Here is a 15,015-nt window from a genome sequence, read left to right on the forward strand (position 1 = left end):
TACCCTGGGGACCGATACCCAACACCACGAACCGCAACGCGGTTCCGCCCGGTCCGGTCCATCCTCGCGCGGGGGCCAAGGCGCACCCCCTTCGAGTAGATCGTCTCGCGACCAAAACCCAGGGTAGCCCCGCATGCGCGTGGCAACCCCGGGCTGGAGGGCGAAACGCCGTTGGCGTATATGCACTGCAGGGGCCCATGCCGATTGCCGGACCAAATCGGAGGGTTGGCTTCCTAGCCGACCTTCTTTTGAAACGACGCCGACGGCGGACGGCAGGATGCCATCCCTCCCAGATAAGAAAGTTTCATCCGGAAAAGAATCCCACGCCTGAACCAGAGTTCCATAGCCCAACGGGCTTACGCCCTTCAGCCCAGGGTTGAGCCGAGGGAAACGAGGCCTACCCTGGGGACCGATACCCAACACCACGAACCGCAACGCGGTTCCGCCCGGTCCGGTCCATCCTCGCGCGGGGGCCAAGGCGCACCCCCTTCGAGTAGATCGTCTCGCGACCAAAACCCAGGGTAGCCCCGCATGCGCGTGGCAACCCTGGGCTGGAGGGCGAAACGCCGTTGGCGTATATGCAATGCCATGCCGATTGCCGGACCAAATCGGAGGGTTGGCTTCCTAGCCGACCTTCGTTTGAAACGACGCCGACGGCGGACGGCAGGATGCCATCCCTCCCAGATAAGAAAGTTTCATCCGGAAAAGAATCCCACGCCTGAACCAGAGTTCCATAGCCCAACGGGCTTACGCCCTTCAGCCCAGGGTTGAGCCGAGGGAAACGAGGCCTACCCTGGGAACCGATACCCAACACCACGAACCGCAACGCGGTTCCGCCCGGTCCGATCCATCCTCGCACGGGGGCCAAGGCGCAACCCCTTCGAGTAGATCGTCTCGCGACCAAAACCCAGGGTAGCCCCGCATGCGCGCGGCAACCCTGGGCTGGAGGGCGAAACGCCGTTGGCGTATATTCCCAATGTAGCGGCCCCGTCACTTCACCGCCTCTCTCGATAAAAAAAGAGCCCGGTCCCCCAAGCGGGAGACCGGGCATAATTGCGGCTTGCGAACGAGCCGCAACGGGCTTCGGAAGAAAATAATCAGTTTAGCGGGATTGCGAAGCGACAATCGTCGGACGGTCGATGCTCGCCGTCACCGTGCGAAACGGAGTCCGGATCCGAGGATCCTGCTCCCGAGAGCCGTTCCCGGTTCATTTAAAGTCACCAATTGGAGGAACCACCCCGCCGCCCGTTTCCGTTTCAGGACCGGGCGGATTCCGCGTGGCTCAGGCGAGCCCCGCGCTGCCAACGGAGCTAAGAGCTGAAAAATGATGTTTGCTGTCGATTGCGTCTGATTTGTGATGATGCATATACCTCCTTTGTTAGCGGTTCGCGGTCGTTGGTGACTTGTTCGTCAAGTCGTGAAAATCGTTCGGAAACTTACCGAAACCCATCATGCCACACGTTTCCCGTTTCGCAAACGCCAGGTGAACATTTTTTCAACCAACGCATCCGGACCGCATACATGCGGTTCCCCAGCTGCCTCCGCGCATGCGCTGGCAACAATATCTCGCTAATATTGCCAAATCCCTCCCGTCCACGATAGAATCCCCGCCGCTCAAATGAATTTTCCGTTCCACGCTTCCATCACTCCATTCACATCATCGGCGATTCTGTCGGCCTCCGCCGGGAACCTCCGGGCGCAAGCCGAACCCGGAGCGCGCGCCACCGATGGAGCACTCAATCTCCCCGCATTCCTCGACTGGTTGAACTGGTTTTGGAATTTCCGGATCCTCCGAGTGGGCGACGCCGACGTCCTCGTCAGCCAATTCGTCTTCGCCCTCGTCGTTTTGATCCTCGGACTCTGGCTCGCCCGCCGGATCAGCCGGACCGTCCGCAAACGCCTGACCGGACGCACCCCGCTCGACGCCAGCGCGCTGGCCGCCATCGAAAAACTGCTCTTCTACATCCTCTTGGCGGGCGTGGTCCTGATGACGTTGCAAACCATGCAGATTCCGATCGGAATCTTCGCCATCTTCGGCGGTGCCATCGCCATCGGGGTCGGCTTCGGCGCGCAAAACATCTTCAACAACTTCATCTCCGGGCTGATCCTGATGCTCGACCGACCGATCCGCCTCGGCGACACCGTCGAGGTTGGGGATCACTACGGCAAAATCGCCGAAATCGGCGCCCGCTGCACCCGGCTCCGCCGCTTCGACGGCGTCGATGTCCTCGTCCCCAACAGCTCCCTGGTCGAAAACGACGTCATCAACTGGACGCTCGCCGACAAACAGGTCCGCCAACTGGTCCGGGTCGGTATCGCCTACGGATCAGAGCTCCGGAAAGCCAGGGACTTGATGCTCCAGGCGGCCAACGAACGTCCCGAAGTCCTCAAAATCGAAGGCAAGCAAGCCCAAGTCATCTTCGACGATTTCGGCGACAACGCCCTCACCTTCGACCTCTACTTCTGGCTCGAACTCAGCGAACTGGTCAATATGCGGACCATCCGATCCGAAATCCGCTTCCGCATCGACGACCTCTTCCGCCAAGCCGGCATCAGCATCGCTTTCCCGCAGCGGGACATCCACGTCGACACCCTGAAGCCGATCGAAATCAAAATGGTCGGGACCGGAAACGGAAACTGAAGCCGAACTGAAGCCCGAGCAACGGATGACCGGAAACGTCCGGTCCCCCGATCGTCCCCGCCCGCTCAGTCGGCCCCGAGTTCCTTCACGATTTTGTTGTAGGTCCCCAACACCAACAACGTCGGCGCCCACTGCCCGACGAACAACGCGTCCTTGTCGCGGTTCATTATCTTCAACGCCAGCGATCCGGCAATCGAGGCGCCCGCCGCCCAGAGGAACATGTCCGAGGGCAACTTCGCCGTCTGGCGTTCGATGGTGGAGGCAACGGTGCCTTCACGGTAAGCGTGCGGAATTCGTGCTTCTGTTTTTCTCATCATAGGCGACCAAATTCAACCACCCGCGCCCGTTCCTCAATCAGGTGCCACCCTTACCTTCCCGTGAGAAAACCGCCGGACCGCCCTCGGGGTCGCCGCACCGGCCTCCAACACTCCGCGGATCCCCAACTCTAGCGCAAGCGGCTTCGCGAGCTGGAAGAGCGTCATCCCGACGTCGGCCGTCCTTTACTGCGCGCCTTCACCTCCCTCCCCCTGGAGGAACAAAGCCGTCTCGAACCGTTGCTCGCCCCCGCCCGCCTCGCCCAACTGGAAGCCTGCCTCCAAGCCCACCGGATCGGCGTCTGGTTGCGAAGCGTCCGCGTATCCATCCAACGGATCGTCAACCTGGTCCGCAGCTTGAAGAACTACAGCCACTAACCATGCGGGCTCGGAGACCGACGGCGGCGGACGGCAGGATGCCATCCCTCCCAGTGCCAGGAAAGTTTCATCCGAAAAAGAATTCGCACGCCTGAACAAGAGTTCCATAGCCCAACGGGCTTATGTCCTCCAGCCCAGGGATGAGTCGAGGGAACGCTCCGTGCGTAAGGAGGAGAAGGGGTGAGTCCTTCCCAGTGACAAAAGTTTCATCCGAAAAAGAATTCGCCCGCCTGAACAAGAGTTCCATAGCCCAACGGGCTTACGTCCTCCAGCCCAGGGTTGAGCCGAGTGAACGCTCCGTGCGTAAGGAGGAGAAGGGGTGAGTCCTTCCCAGTGACAAAAGTTTCATCCGAAAAAGAATTCGCACGCCTGAACAAGAGTTCCATAGCCCAACGGGCTTACGTCCTCCAGCCCAGGGTTGAGCCGAGTGAACGCTCCGTGCGTAAGGAGGAGAAGGGGTGAGTCCTTCCCAGTGACAAAAGTTTCATCCGAAAAAGAATTCGCACGCCTGAACAAGAGTTCCATAGCCCAACGGGCTTACGTCCTCCAGCCCAGGGTTGAGCCGAGTGAACGCTCCGTGCGTAAGGAGGAGAAGGGGTGAGTCCTTCCCAGTGACAAAAGTTTCATCCGAAAAAGAATTCGCACGCCTGAACAAGAGTTCCATAGCCCAACGGGCTTACGTCCTCCAGCCCAGGGTTGAGCCGAGTGAAACGAGGCCTACCCTAGGGAACGATATCCGCCGCCACGAACCGCAACGCGGTTCCGCCCGGTCCGGTCCACCATCGCACGCAGGCCAGGGCGCAACCTCTTCGAGGTAGATCGTCTCGCGACCGAGACCCAGGGTAGCCCCGCATGCGCGCGGCAACCCTGGGCTGGAGGGGGAAACGCCGTTGGCGTATATTCCCAAAGTGGCGGGGCCATCCCGACTCCAGGAGGAGAAGGGGTGAGTCCTTCCTCAGTCACTCTGAAAGCTTCTTATCATATTCACCAACCCGGGTATTGCGCGGGAGAGGGGCCGATCCCCTTCACCACGCGGGGATAATGGACGCCCTCCTTTGGAGGGTGGACGGAACGTCCCTTCGTTACTTGAAACTTCCAGTCATCGCCGAAATCATACCAATAAAAGAGCTTCATTCTCTCCGGTAGCGGCCAGATATCGCGGAGCTCGACCTCATCTTCCTCGGTCTCCTCTTCGCTCTCTGAATCATCCCAGTCCAGAAAGTCGATACTTTCCGAGTCATCGAACACTATGGTCCGGTTCCCCACGGTGCGTCCGATGTAGAATTCATAAAGATGATCGGAGTCGAAACCGACCGATCGCAGAATGGCAGCGTGCAGATTATGCAGCGTCGCGTGGTTTCCGATCTCGATCACACGACTGCAAGGCTCGGCAAGGTATGCGCCCCGGAGGCACTTCACGGTAAGCGTGTAGACCAACGGATTCGCGTCAGGCGATTCCAATGCTTCCGTTCGGCCCGCATCGCGCCCGCGTACAAACTCCGCAAAACTCCTGGGCCCGACGCGTTCCCTGGCTCTCATCTTCCTCAAAAGAGATTCTAAGCGATCTATATCCATCGACTTTCGACGTTACGCCCCACTCCTTGGATGGCAAGTCGTAGTCCGCATCTGAGTCGCGTTAGACGCCAATTCCCGCAAACATACGGGGTTTCAACCACGGAATTCACGGAAGAGAAGACAAAATCATTTTCACCCAAACCAAACCTCGGCTCCAAGCACCCCAAACGAGTTAGCCAGATGCCCGCGTTCGTCTGCGGTTCCTCCTCTTCCTTTCCGTGTATTCCGTGTTTTCCGTGGTCTCAAACCGAGCCCAAGCCATCTCATTCAAACGGTGAACAAGAACCTCTCATTCTTCCTTTTCCCAGCTCCGGGCGGTTCACAAGTCCAACCGTTGCAGCCCGGATTTCCCTGTTTCCCGCTGGCGCCATGTCATCAGGAGTGGTGGGGCTACCAACGTGTCATGCGAGGAGGCTCCGCCGACGAAGCAATCCACGAAACAGCGATCCGTGCCGCCTTTCCCGGAACGTGGATTGCCGCGTCAGTCGTTCCTCCTTCCTCGCAATGACAGATGCTCGTCTGTTTTTCCCACCACTTTCAATCACGCCCCCGTGAGATCGTCCCTTGAACGAAAGCTTGTTTTCCCGCCAATTCCCGCTACAAGCATCCATTAATTATTCTACTATGCGCTCTCACGACTCCTTATCCGCAGGGGACGGGAACCCAGCCCGTCGGTTGTATTGGAAGTGGAACCTCGGCTTGATGCTACTGCTGCTGGCGGTGTGGGCGGCGGCCGGACTTGGATGCGGTATTCTTTGGGCGGATACTCTCAACCAATGGAATCTTCCGGGAACCGGTTACCCGCTCGGGTTCTGGTTCGCCCACCAGGGGAGCATCCTGGTCTTCGTCGCGCTGATTTTCATCTACGCCCTGGTCATGGACCGCCTCGACCGCACCTTGCAAATGAAGTCTTCCGCCCCCGTCCAACCGTTTAACCCGGAGGACGACCGATGAGCGTGCAGGTTTGGACCTACCTCTTCGTCGGCTTGAGTTTCAGCCTTTATCTCGGCATCGCCTGGTGGAGCCGGGTGCGCGACACCCAAGGGTTTTACGTCGCCGGACGCGGGGTCCCGGCGGCGGCGAACGGGATGGCCACCGCCGCCGACTGGATGAGCGCCGCTTCCTTCATTTCCATGGCCGGCTTGATTTCGACCATGGGCTACGCCGGGGGCGTTTACCTGATGGGGTGGACTGGCGGGTTCGTGCTATTGGCATTGCTGATCGCGCCTTACCTCCGGAAGTTCGGCCAATTCACCGTGCCGGATTTCATCGGCGACCGTTACGCGTCCCGCGCTGCCCGGCTGGTTGCCGTGCTTTGCGCGATTTTCATCAGCTTCACCTATGTCGCCGGCCAAATGCGGGGTGTCGGGGTCGTCTTCAGCCGGTTTCTCGAAGTCGATGTCACCGTCGGCGTGCTCATCGGAATGGTGATCGTTTTCGTCTACGCCACCCTCGGCGGGATGAAGGGTATCACCTGGACCCAGGTCGCCCAATACTGGGTCTTGATCACGGCCTTCCTCGTGCCGGCATTCGCCATCTCCTTTAAATTGACCGGCGTCCTCCTGCCGCAAGCCGGCTTGGGAGCGGAACTTCCGGGCCACGGCGTCTACTTTTTCGACAAACTCAACCAAATCCAACAAGACCTTGGTTTCGGCTCCTACACCGAACCATTTCTGGGAAGCTGGGATAAAGTGAACGTCTTCCTGCTGACGCTGGCGCTGATGGCCGGGACCGCCGGTCTGCCGCACGTGATCGTTCGGTTTTATACGGTGAAAAGCCCGCGCGCCGCCCGTTGGAGCGGATTTTGGGCCCTCTTCTTCATCGCCGCTCTTTATCTGACCGCCCCCTCGGTCGCCGGATTCGCCCGGTATTACATGCTGGAAAGCCTCAACGGCGCCACCGAGGAACAGCTCCCCGACTGGTTTCACAGCTGGGAAAAGACCGGTCTGATCCTTTGGCTCGACGATGGCGACGGAATCATCCGCTACACGGCCGACGAACGGAACGAGATCTTTCGGACCGGGAGCCTGAACCCGGCGGAAATGACCCGAATCACCCGCGACCACCAACTGTTCATCGATAGCGGAGGAACGCGGGGCCGGGATGGCCGGGCGGTGCTGCGGGAAGCGGGGTTGTCCGGCCCCGACCGGGACATCATTGTACTGGCCACTCCGGAGATGGCGGGGCTGGCCGATTGGATCATCGCCTTCGTGGCGGCGGGGGGTTTGGCCGCGGCCCTTTCGACGGCGAGCGGACTTCTGCTGGTGATCAGTTCATCGGTGGCCCATGACCTCTATTACCGAATCCTTCGGCCACAAGCGACCGAGAAGCAGCGTCTCCTGGTCGGTCGTTCGGTGATTGGGGTCGCGGTGGTGGTCGCGGGCATTTTCGGGGTCTATCCGCCTGGATTCGTCAGTGAAGTGGTGGCCTTTGCTTTCGGTTTGGCGGCGGCCAGTTTCTTTCCGGTCATCGTCCTGGGCATCTTCAGCCGCCGGGTCGGAACTGTTCCTGCGATCTGCGGGATGTTGGCGGGAATCGTTTTCACCGGGGGATACATCATCCTGACGGTTTACGGCGGGATGCCCCGCTGGACTCTTGGGATCAGTGCGGTCGGGATCAGTCCCCAAGCCATCGGCGCCCTCGGCATGCTCCTGAACTTCGCAGTCACCCTCGTGTTGACCCCCTTCTTCCGCGCTCCCGACGCCGAAGTCCAACGACTAATCGACCGCGTCCGCCAACCCGAAGAAGACAGCCCCGCGGTCGAAATCGAAACCGCCCCCGAGCACTAAATCGATTTTCTCCGGGTTGGAGTGTTTACTTCCTCGAGCGCCAAAGGCGCGGCCATCCTCCAGCCCAGTCCGAACGGCTGGGTTGCTTCTTCCCCGCCACTGGGAGGGATGGCATCCTGCCGTCCGCCGCCGGCGTCGGCCTTAAAAGTAGGTCGGCTATAAGCCAACCCTCCGATTTGGCCCTGCAACCCGGCATGGGCCCCTGCAGTGCATATACGCCAACGGCGTTTCGCCCTCCAGCCCAGGGTTGCCGCGCGCATGCGGAGCTACCCTGGGTTTTGGTCGCGAGACGATCTACCTCGAAGAGGTTGCGCCTTGGCCCCCGTGCGAGGATGGACCGGACCGGGCGGAACCGCGTTGCGGTTCGTGGTGTTGGGTATCGGTCCCCAGGGTAGGCCTCGTTTCCCTCGGCTCAACCCTGGGCTGAAGGGCGTAAGCCCGTTGGGCTATGGAACTCTGGTTCAGGCGTGAAAATCTTTTTCGGATCACCCTTTCTTCTGCCACTGGGAGGGATGGCATCCTGCCGTCCGCCGTCGGCGTCGGATTCAGAAGAAGGTCGGCTGGAAGCCTACCCTCCGATTTGGCCCTGCAACCCGGCATGAACACAAAAGTTCCACAGTACCCAGCGGCCTGATAGACAGCTATTCGAAACTGTGCACGACCATAGTCGGAGAGATTCACTATTCGGTTCTCCTAATAAGCATACAAAAGCACCCGATTGATTTCATCAGGATCCAGGACCTGACCTTCCCTGATATTATCATCCCATGGAAATCGATACACAAGAATGACTTCCGAATCACTCTTCAAGACAATGCTCGTGCTAAGATATCCCTCTTTCTCGATTCTGACCGAATCATTTCGATTGATTAGGTCGACCGCAACACGCCTCGAACCATCGGTTCAGGTTTCTGTTTTCCCCGATCGCGGATCGGATAACGCCACTCCGCCAGCTCTACCTGTAACGCCTGTCATACCCTCCTTGCACGAAACTTCGCCTCCAGTTCGAAGAAAAACAACTAAGCCCCCCGTTCCGTGAGGCACTGCTCCGTCTGGTCCGCCGCAGCGCCGACGCAACCGCGGACGACACGGAGGTCGTCCCTTCCACGGTCGAAGGCCTGCTTCACGGCTGGCGAAGGGGCAGACTATGGGCGAACCGATTGCTGTCCCGGCCGTCCGGAGCGTGACGGATCAGCCAGAAGCGGCCATCGCGGATCTCAATGACCAAGCCATCCCGTGGCCGAAGGCCTTCCGTCGGTGCCTCGGCGAAAAGCTCCTCCAGACTGTCGGGAAACCGACCGCTCTTTTGACGGTAAATTTCGGCGGCGAGAAGCAGGCGCATGAGTCCGAGTCGTGTTTCCGTCTGCGCGGAGGCTTCGACGGCAAAAGCCAAACTGCCGGTAAAAAATGAGCGAACGATCCGGTGAGGGCTAAAGTCGGCCATCAGATGAAGGCCGGCTTCGTCGACGTATTGCAGCCCCGCCTCCGGGTCTTCGATTTGGAACAACGTCCGTGCCGCCTCCAAGGCATCGCGATGATCCCGATGGAATCGTCCGCTCGCCACATAGAGGCGGGCCACGGTTCGAAAAGCCCGGCTATCGGTTTCAAACCTTGCCGTCGGATTCTCGCGAAACCGTTCCATCCGGACATGGGTCGTCACGGCCGCCCCGGCGATGATCGGTCGCATGGTCCGGGCTGCGGCCGCGGCCAAAAGATGGTCGAGGCGGCGCAGTTCGTCTTCCCCGAGTTCGCGGAGATCGAGCAGTCGCTCAACCGCCGCCACGATTGAACGAATACGCGAGCTTCGCCCGAACGCGGCGAGTTCCCCCGGTTCCCATTGGAGAAGGTCGTCCAAACGGAAGGCCAGTTCGATCGCTTCAAGGGCGGCCTCCGTTTCCTTCCGCTCTCCATGCCACATCGCCCGCAGGCAGAGCAGTTCGCCCGACTGGCGCGCCGGGCCGAGGTGCGGGAGGGAGGGATCGGACGGATAGAAGGGATGGGCGAACCGGGCGTAAGGACGGGAGGCGGCCTCCGCCACGCGTTCCAATGCGGCGACATTGCGATCCAACAACAAGGCCACTTCGGCCATCTGATCGGCGGTGAACAAATAGCCCCCGGACGAATGCTGCTCCCCCGGTGACCCGGGCCAAAGGTCGCGGATTTCGCCGCGCTCCAAATCGAGCCGCTCGAAAGCCTCCTCCAACAGAGGCGCGGCATTGCCTTCCGGCTCCAGCGAGGGATCGAAGTAAAACCGGACGAACGCCTCCCCGGTGACCGGCAGGCCCGCCGCCTCGACACGATCGATGGCTTCGGCGAGAGTGCGCTCGGCGGTTTGGCGCGAGATCCAAAAGGCGCCGCCCACCGCCCCGACGGCTCCAAAAGCGAGGAAGACCAATCCAAGGACGAAGGGATTTTTGAGGCAGACGATGCGGATCATGGTTTCCTCTCCGTTATCACCGTTTTCCCCGTTGGACACAAGCGGTTTACGCGATTTCGGCTTGGCAGGTGCCAATAGGAAAACATGCTTGCCCTCATGACCGACCCTTCCGTTACCGCCGCCCGTTGCCCATCGCCCCCCTTGGCTGAAGCCGTCGGCCTATGCATTTCGTTTCGCCGCCAAATCGCGGTGGACGGAGTCGACTTGACCGTCGGCTCCGGGGAAATCGTCGGACTGATCGGACCGAATGGAGCGGGAAAAACCACGACCTTGCGGATGATCTCCGGCATTTTGCCCCCCGATGAAGGGGAAGTGCGGATTTGCGGACACGATTTGGCGGGCGACGGCATCGAGGCCCGCCGACGGATGGCGTTTGTCCCGGACGATCCCCGGCTCTTCGAAAAGCTGACCGTTTGGGAACAACTCCGCTTCATCGGTGCGCTTTACGGGGTCGACGGCTTCGACGAGAAGGCCGGGCGATTGCTCGAAAACTATGGATTGAACGACTTCCGTCATGCGCTGTGCGGCGAACTCTCCCGGGGGATGCGCCACAAAGTCGGCATTTGCTGCGCATTCCTCTACGACCCCCGCGTGCTTCTGCTGGACGAACCGTTGGCCGGACTCGATCCCCAGTCGATTCGAATGGTAAAGGAAACCGTTCGGACGCACGCGGCCCATGGCGGGGGCGCGGTGATCAGTTCCCATTTGCTCCCACTCATCGAAGACCTTTGCACCCACCTCCTCGTGTTGAATCGCGGAAAAACCGCCTTCCATGGAACCGTGGCCGACTTTCGCCAACTGTCTCGGAAAGGCGACGCGGATTGGCTGGAAGAAATTTTTCTCCGGATCGTCACCGAAACGACCGTTACGCCGGATACCAAAGCCCAATGAACCGGGGTCTGCTGCAACTCTGGAAACTCCTCGCCATCGCCCAATGCCGGTCGTCGCTGCGATCCCTCCGCTACCCCGGACGGGCGACGGTCGCGGCAGTCGGATTGCTCTATCTCGGCGGACTGCTGTGGCTGGGATTCCAAGCCGACGGCGATTCCGTGACCGAAGGAATTCTACCGATTCTCCCCGGGCTTTACCTCCTCGCGCTAACCGCGACAACCTGTTCGTCGAGGGACTTCGCCGGATCGTTCTGGACCGCTCCCGAGGTGGATTACCTTTTCACCGCGCCGGTAGCCCGGCGGGAGCTGCTCCTCTACAAACATATCGCCGTCGCCGGCTTCCTCCTGGGGATCTGCCTCCTCCTTGGCCTTCTATTGGGAAGCGGCTGGGCAGGGACCGTTCACGCCTTCGCGGTATTCTCGATCATCGGACTCCTCGGGCTCGGTTACGCGACCTTGCTGGGACAGACGGTCGGCGCCGTCGACCGTCTGCATCCAAGTTTCGGGTACGCATATCGGGCGGTCTTGACCACCATCGCGATCTACATCGGTTTCGTGCTGATCCGATTTTTATGGGAATGGGTTCCTCTGTCGCTCAATGGATTGGCGCCGATTTCCCCGTCCCACGATTTGCGCGGCACGCTCTTCGGACAAGCAGTGGCGGTCTTATTCTCCCCGGTCTACCTGATGTTCGACGGCGGGGTACGGCTCTTCTTGGGTGTGGCAGGCGGCCTCGGCATCTATCTGACAACTATGGGAGCAAGCCTGCTCATCGCCTGCGACATCCGTAGAAACGCGGTCCTTCGCGTCGACCGCCGCGAACGTCCGGCGACCTTCGGAACCGCCACCAACACCGACGCTGATCGAAAGAGAAACGCCACCCGCTTCGCTCCCCCGATGTTTTCTTTCCTCGGCGGATCCCGCGCGATCATTTGGCTCCAAATAATCGATACAATACGAAGCCGCCCGATTGGAAAACTTTCACTCTTCCTGTCGGCCGTTGTCGCGATCGTGGCGATCGTGGCGATATTGCCGGACCTTCAGGTGATGGCATGGCCCATCTGGATGGCGCTCTTCATCTTCTTGATGACTTTGATCTGCGGCGATCCCCGGTTCCTCGCAAAGATAGCCGATGAATCCCACGTATATCCAGTCACGCCCCGGACGGTGGTGGCCGCGACGGTCTTGGGCCGGACGTTTCTCGCGGGAACCGCCATTGCCGCGACCTGCCTTGCATTATTCCCCATCCTCCCCGGTGGAAGTTTCGGGTATTGGATCTTGATTTTCCTGCTCCCCTCCCAAGTCCTCAAGGACTCGGTGGGATTCGGAATCCACCTCCTGTTTCGGAATTCCGTCGGAAACGAAAAGGAACAACGCTCTCGCCAGCTCTCCGTCAATCTTGCTCCCGACGCCGCCCTCCTCTGCGCCGGACTGATCGCCGGCTCGGCCGCGATCACAGTCGCAGTCCTGACCCACCTCCCGACTTGGGTGGCCGTCCTGACCGCGTGGATAATTCTGACAACAATCAGCGCGACCTTCCTCGAACTCGCAGCCCGATGCTTCAACATGGAAAGAAAGTAAGTAATTCAAGCCGCAAAACCGCGCCGAACTCCCAAGGCTATTTCATCCGGCAATTTAATCATTTGGAACGATTCGGTTTGACCCCACTTTATCGACATCGGTTCATCTCTTAATGAGCAAACGAGACGACGACATCGGGACTTGGGTCAGTTTCGCCGCAGTGGGCGTATTCTTTTATTGGGTAACCGAGAAGCGGTCGCGCATCGTCGGGTTTCTCGCCATCGTGATCATCGGATCGTTCCTCTTGGCTCGACTGGCGGAAAAAGAAAACGTGGAGCGACGCGAGGCCTACGAAAAACGGGTACACGTCCAGGGTCTTATCGCTCAGGATAAACTCGATTATACCCCGGTGATCGCTCTTCAGCACGCCGTGATTATCAAGCAGTGGGAGGAATACCTTGCCAGCCTGCCGGCGGTCAATTCCACCCCCGCCTGGCGGGCTAGCCAAACCGCACAAGGCCCGAAGATTGACCGGCAGGAAGGGCGCTTGCTGGGCCGAATCGTGACCCACTCCGATATTCTCGCTTTCGTCGAGGGGCCGCTGACGGAGACCTTAGGCACTCCATTATTCACTCAATTCATGGCTCAACCTCACCTTCCGTTTTTCACCGACCCGGAATCCGCGGTCCCGTCTCTTTACCTGCGCACCGACAGCCGCGGCATCTGGACCTGGAATGGCGGGGACTACGGCCAACGAGCCTACAAACTCATCAATCCGGCGTGGTTTATCGATGCTCAAATGCAACACCACCTAAGCGAAAATTCGACCCGCGATCAACTACTTGAGATGGCCACCTCCTTTGAATTTCGGTTCACCGCCCGGAAACACGCGGCCCTGGTTGCCGCGTATGAAACCAATCAATTGTCTCCCCTTATCGAACGACTCACGACCGACATTCGACGCCGCGATCCCCAGATTGCCGATGACGAGCTAAAGCGCCTGATCCTGAAAGACGTCCAATCCAGTGTCGACCACCGCACCCTCTTACGCGAAGTTCCTGACTACCGCGTCGAGGACTTTCCCTTCTTTCGCCCCGCCACGAGAGATCTCTGACGCAGACTCCCGGAAGGTGACAAGCGAGTACTTAATGACCGACCTCAACTGCCTGCGACAAGACCTCGCCGAAGCGGGCGCGAAGAAAAGGGTGCGGACGCAATGTTACTTAGACTTGGCTAGCGTTCAGGAATCAACTCCCGACTGAGCGGACGGGCGCCATTACCCACCCCCGGGAGTTGACCCACCTGACGGACACGTTGAAATGTTCCTTCTAGCGCCGATTCCCGGGCGGCGAGACATGTGTAAACTGCTTGCAAACCATCGTTAATCGTGGACCGCGAGGAGGCTTCCCCCCGAATCACTTCAAAAAAGTTTTTTGCCAACTGACCATCTCCGCCAAAGTGAGCCAAGCTGTCATCGACTTTGTGGGTCTCCGTAAATGGCTCGTAATGCCAGACTCGATTTAATTCGTTCTTATACCAATCAAACGAAATCGTCCCCTGACAACCCGTGATCGTTGCCCCGCGAGCGCGAGCGGAATTCTTAATAAAGAAAACCTGACTATACACTGCCTGGGCTCCATTTCCAAACTCCAACAATGCCGACGAATGGTCTTCGTTCATTCCTGAATCGGGCGTTCCGATATCCTCATAATAAAGCCGGTCTTTGCTCGGCTTTCTCCCCTTCAGCGAGCTATCGGTAAACACCCTCCCACGGGAAAGCATCGCAGCCACCCGCACCACTGGCGCTCCAGCCAAATATCTTAAGTAATCAAAGTCATGCGTCGCCTTTTGCACGAAGAGCCCCTGGGTTGTGTTGTAGTCACGAAACCAACTATCGAAATAGACGGTTCCATACGGAACGTTATTGACCGCTTGCAAATGCTGCACCCGTCCCACGGCATTTCCATCCAATAAATCCTTCACCCGGCGGCAAAGCTGGGAGACGCGTAAGGGAAAACTCACCACGACTTCCGACTGCGAATCTGCAAAAGCATCTTCGAGAGCGAGCGCGTCCTCCATGGAAGTGGCGACAGGTTTCTCCAAAAAAATGGGTAACCCATACTGGGCAGCTTCAATCGCGAATTTCGCATGAAGGTCGCAGCGCGTCCCTATCGCCAAAGCATCCGGACGCGCCTGACGAACGAGTTCGTCCAGAGTCGAATAGAAGGCGACTGACGACCGAACATCAACCGGCAAACGCGCTCTTGCCGACTTCTCATCCGGATCAATCACCCCCACCACGCGCAGTTCCGACTCAACACCTTGGAAGGTGTTTAACATACTGCCCATTCGTGCCCCCAATCCAATTACTCCAATTTTCATTGTATTATGACTCCATTGAGTCGATTACTTATTCTAAACATCCTGCCTCCATTCTTGCCGGGATTAATCTCCGTCCTCCGTTACAATA

At 59.1% G+C, this 15,015-nt stretch carries 11 protein-coding genes; 7 read left to right on the plus strand and 4 right to left on the minus strand.

The genetic code is table 11. The annotated features are described in order from the left end of the window. Window positions 1-1,618: 1,618 nt before the first annotated feature. Window positions 1,619-2,641 (plus strand): mechanosensitive ion channel family protein, encoded by a 1,023-nt coding sequence (locus ACWUI2_RS03325; protein ID WP_486981447.1) that lies wholly within the window; start codon window positions 1,619-1,621, stop codon window positions 2,639-2,641. Window positions 2,642-2,706: 65 nt separating this feature from the next. Here the strand turns inward: ACWUI2_RS03325 and ACWUI2_RS03330 are convergent, their stop codons facing one another. Beyond that, entirely contained in the window at window positions 2,707-2,958 is a 252-nt protein-coding gene (locus tag ACWUI2_RS03330; protein WP_486981448.1) for a hypothetical protein, read from the minus strand. Between the two features lie 237 nt (window positions 2,959-3,195). Here ACWUI2_RS03330 and ACWUI2_RS03335 point away from each other — a divergent pair, with 237 nt between their 5' ends. Beyond that, window positions 3,196-3,333 (plus strand): hypothetical protein, encoded by a 138-nt coding sequence (locus ACWUI2_RS03335; protein ID WP_486981449.1) that lies wholly within the window; start codon window positions 3,196-3,198, stop codon window positions 3,331-3,333. 984 nt (window positions 3,334-4,317) lie between these two features. Here the strand turns inward: ACWUI2_RS03335 and ACWUI2_RS03340 are convergent. Then, on the minus strand, window positions 4,318-4,794 hold the full coding sequence (locus tag ACWUI2_RS03340) for an IS1096 element passenger TnpR family protein (RefSeq protein ID WP_486981450.1): 477 nt from the start codon (window positions 4,792-4,794) through the stop codon (window positions 4,318-4,320). A gap of 738 nt (window positions 4,795-5,532) precedes the next feature. Here ACWUI2_RS03340 and ACWUI2_RS03345 point away from each other — a divergent pair. Both ACWUI2_RS03345 and ACWUI2_RS03350 read left to right on the plus strand, forming a co-directional pair. Further along, window positions 5,533-5,862: a DUF4212 domain-containing protein gene (locus ACWUI2_RS03345; protein WP_486981451.1), complete on the plus strand. Its 330-nt coding sequence runs from the start codon at window positions 5,533-5,535 to the stop codon at window positions 5,860-5,862. Then, complete coding sequence (locus tag ACWUI2_RS03350) at window positions 5,859-7,697, plus strand: sodium:solute symporter family protein (RefSeq protein WP_486981452.1); 1,839 nt, start codon at window positions 5,859-5,861, stop codon at window positions 7,695-7,697. The genes ACWUI2_RS03345 and ACWUI2_RS03350 overlap by 4 nt, the downstream gene beginning before the upstream one ends. 1,123 nt (window positions 7,698-8,820) lie before the next feature. On the opposite strand, the gene ACWUI2_RS03355 is transcribed toward ACWUI2_RS03350, so the two are convergent. Next, window positions 8,821-10,134 (minus strand): hypothetical protein, encoded by a 1,314-nt coding sequence (locus ACWUI2_RS03355; protein WP_486981453.1) that lies wholly within the window; start codon window positions 10,132-10,134, stop codon window positions 8,821-8,823. A 96-nt stretch (window positions 10,135-10,230) separates the two neighbouring features. Here ACWUI2_RS03355 and ACWUI2_RS03360 point away from each other — a divergent pair, with 96 nt between their 5' ends. From ACWUI2_RS03360 to ACWUI2_RS03370, 3 genes are all read left to right on the plus strand, one after another. Continuing rightward, a complete protein-coding gene (locus tag ACWUI2_RS03360) occupies window positions 10,231-11,025 on the plus strand; it encodes an ABC transporter ATP-binding protein (protein WP_486981454.1) in 795 nt (264 codons plus the stop codon). Next, entirely contained in the window at window positions 11,022-12,605 is a 1,584-nt protein-coding gene (locus ACWUI2_RS03365) for a hypothetical protein (RefSeq protein WP_486981455.1), read from the plus strand. The genes ACWUI2_RS03360 and ACWUI2_RS03365 overlap by 4 nt, the downstream gene beginning before the upstream one ends. Window positions 12,606-12,717: 112 nt before the next feature. After that, window positions 12,718-13,659, plus strand: a complete 942-nt coding sequence (locus tag ACWUI2_RS03370) for a hypothetical protein (RefSeq protein WP_486981456.1) — start codon at window positions 12,718-12,720, stop codon at window positions 13,657-13,659. Between the two features lie 119 nt (window positions 13,660-13,778). On the opposite strand, the gene ACWUI2_RS03375 is transcribed toward ACWUI2_RS03370, so the two are convergent. Beyond that, window positions 13,779-14,927 carry a Gfo/Idh/MocA family protein gene (locus ACWUI2_RS03375; RefSeq protein ID WP_486981457.1) on the minus strand — a complete coding sequence of 383 codons (1,149 nt, stop codon included), beginning with the start codon at window positions 14,925-14,927 and terminating at the stop codon, window positions 13,779-13,781. Between the last annotated feature and the right edge of the window lie 88 nt (window positions 14,928-15,015).

Source organism: Verruconatronum alginivorum (assembly GCF_056590205.1).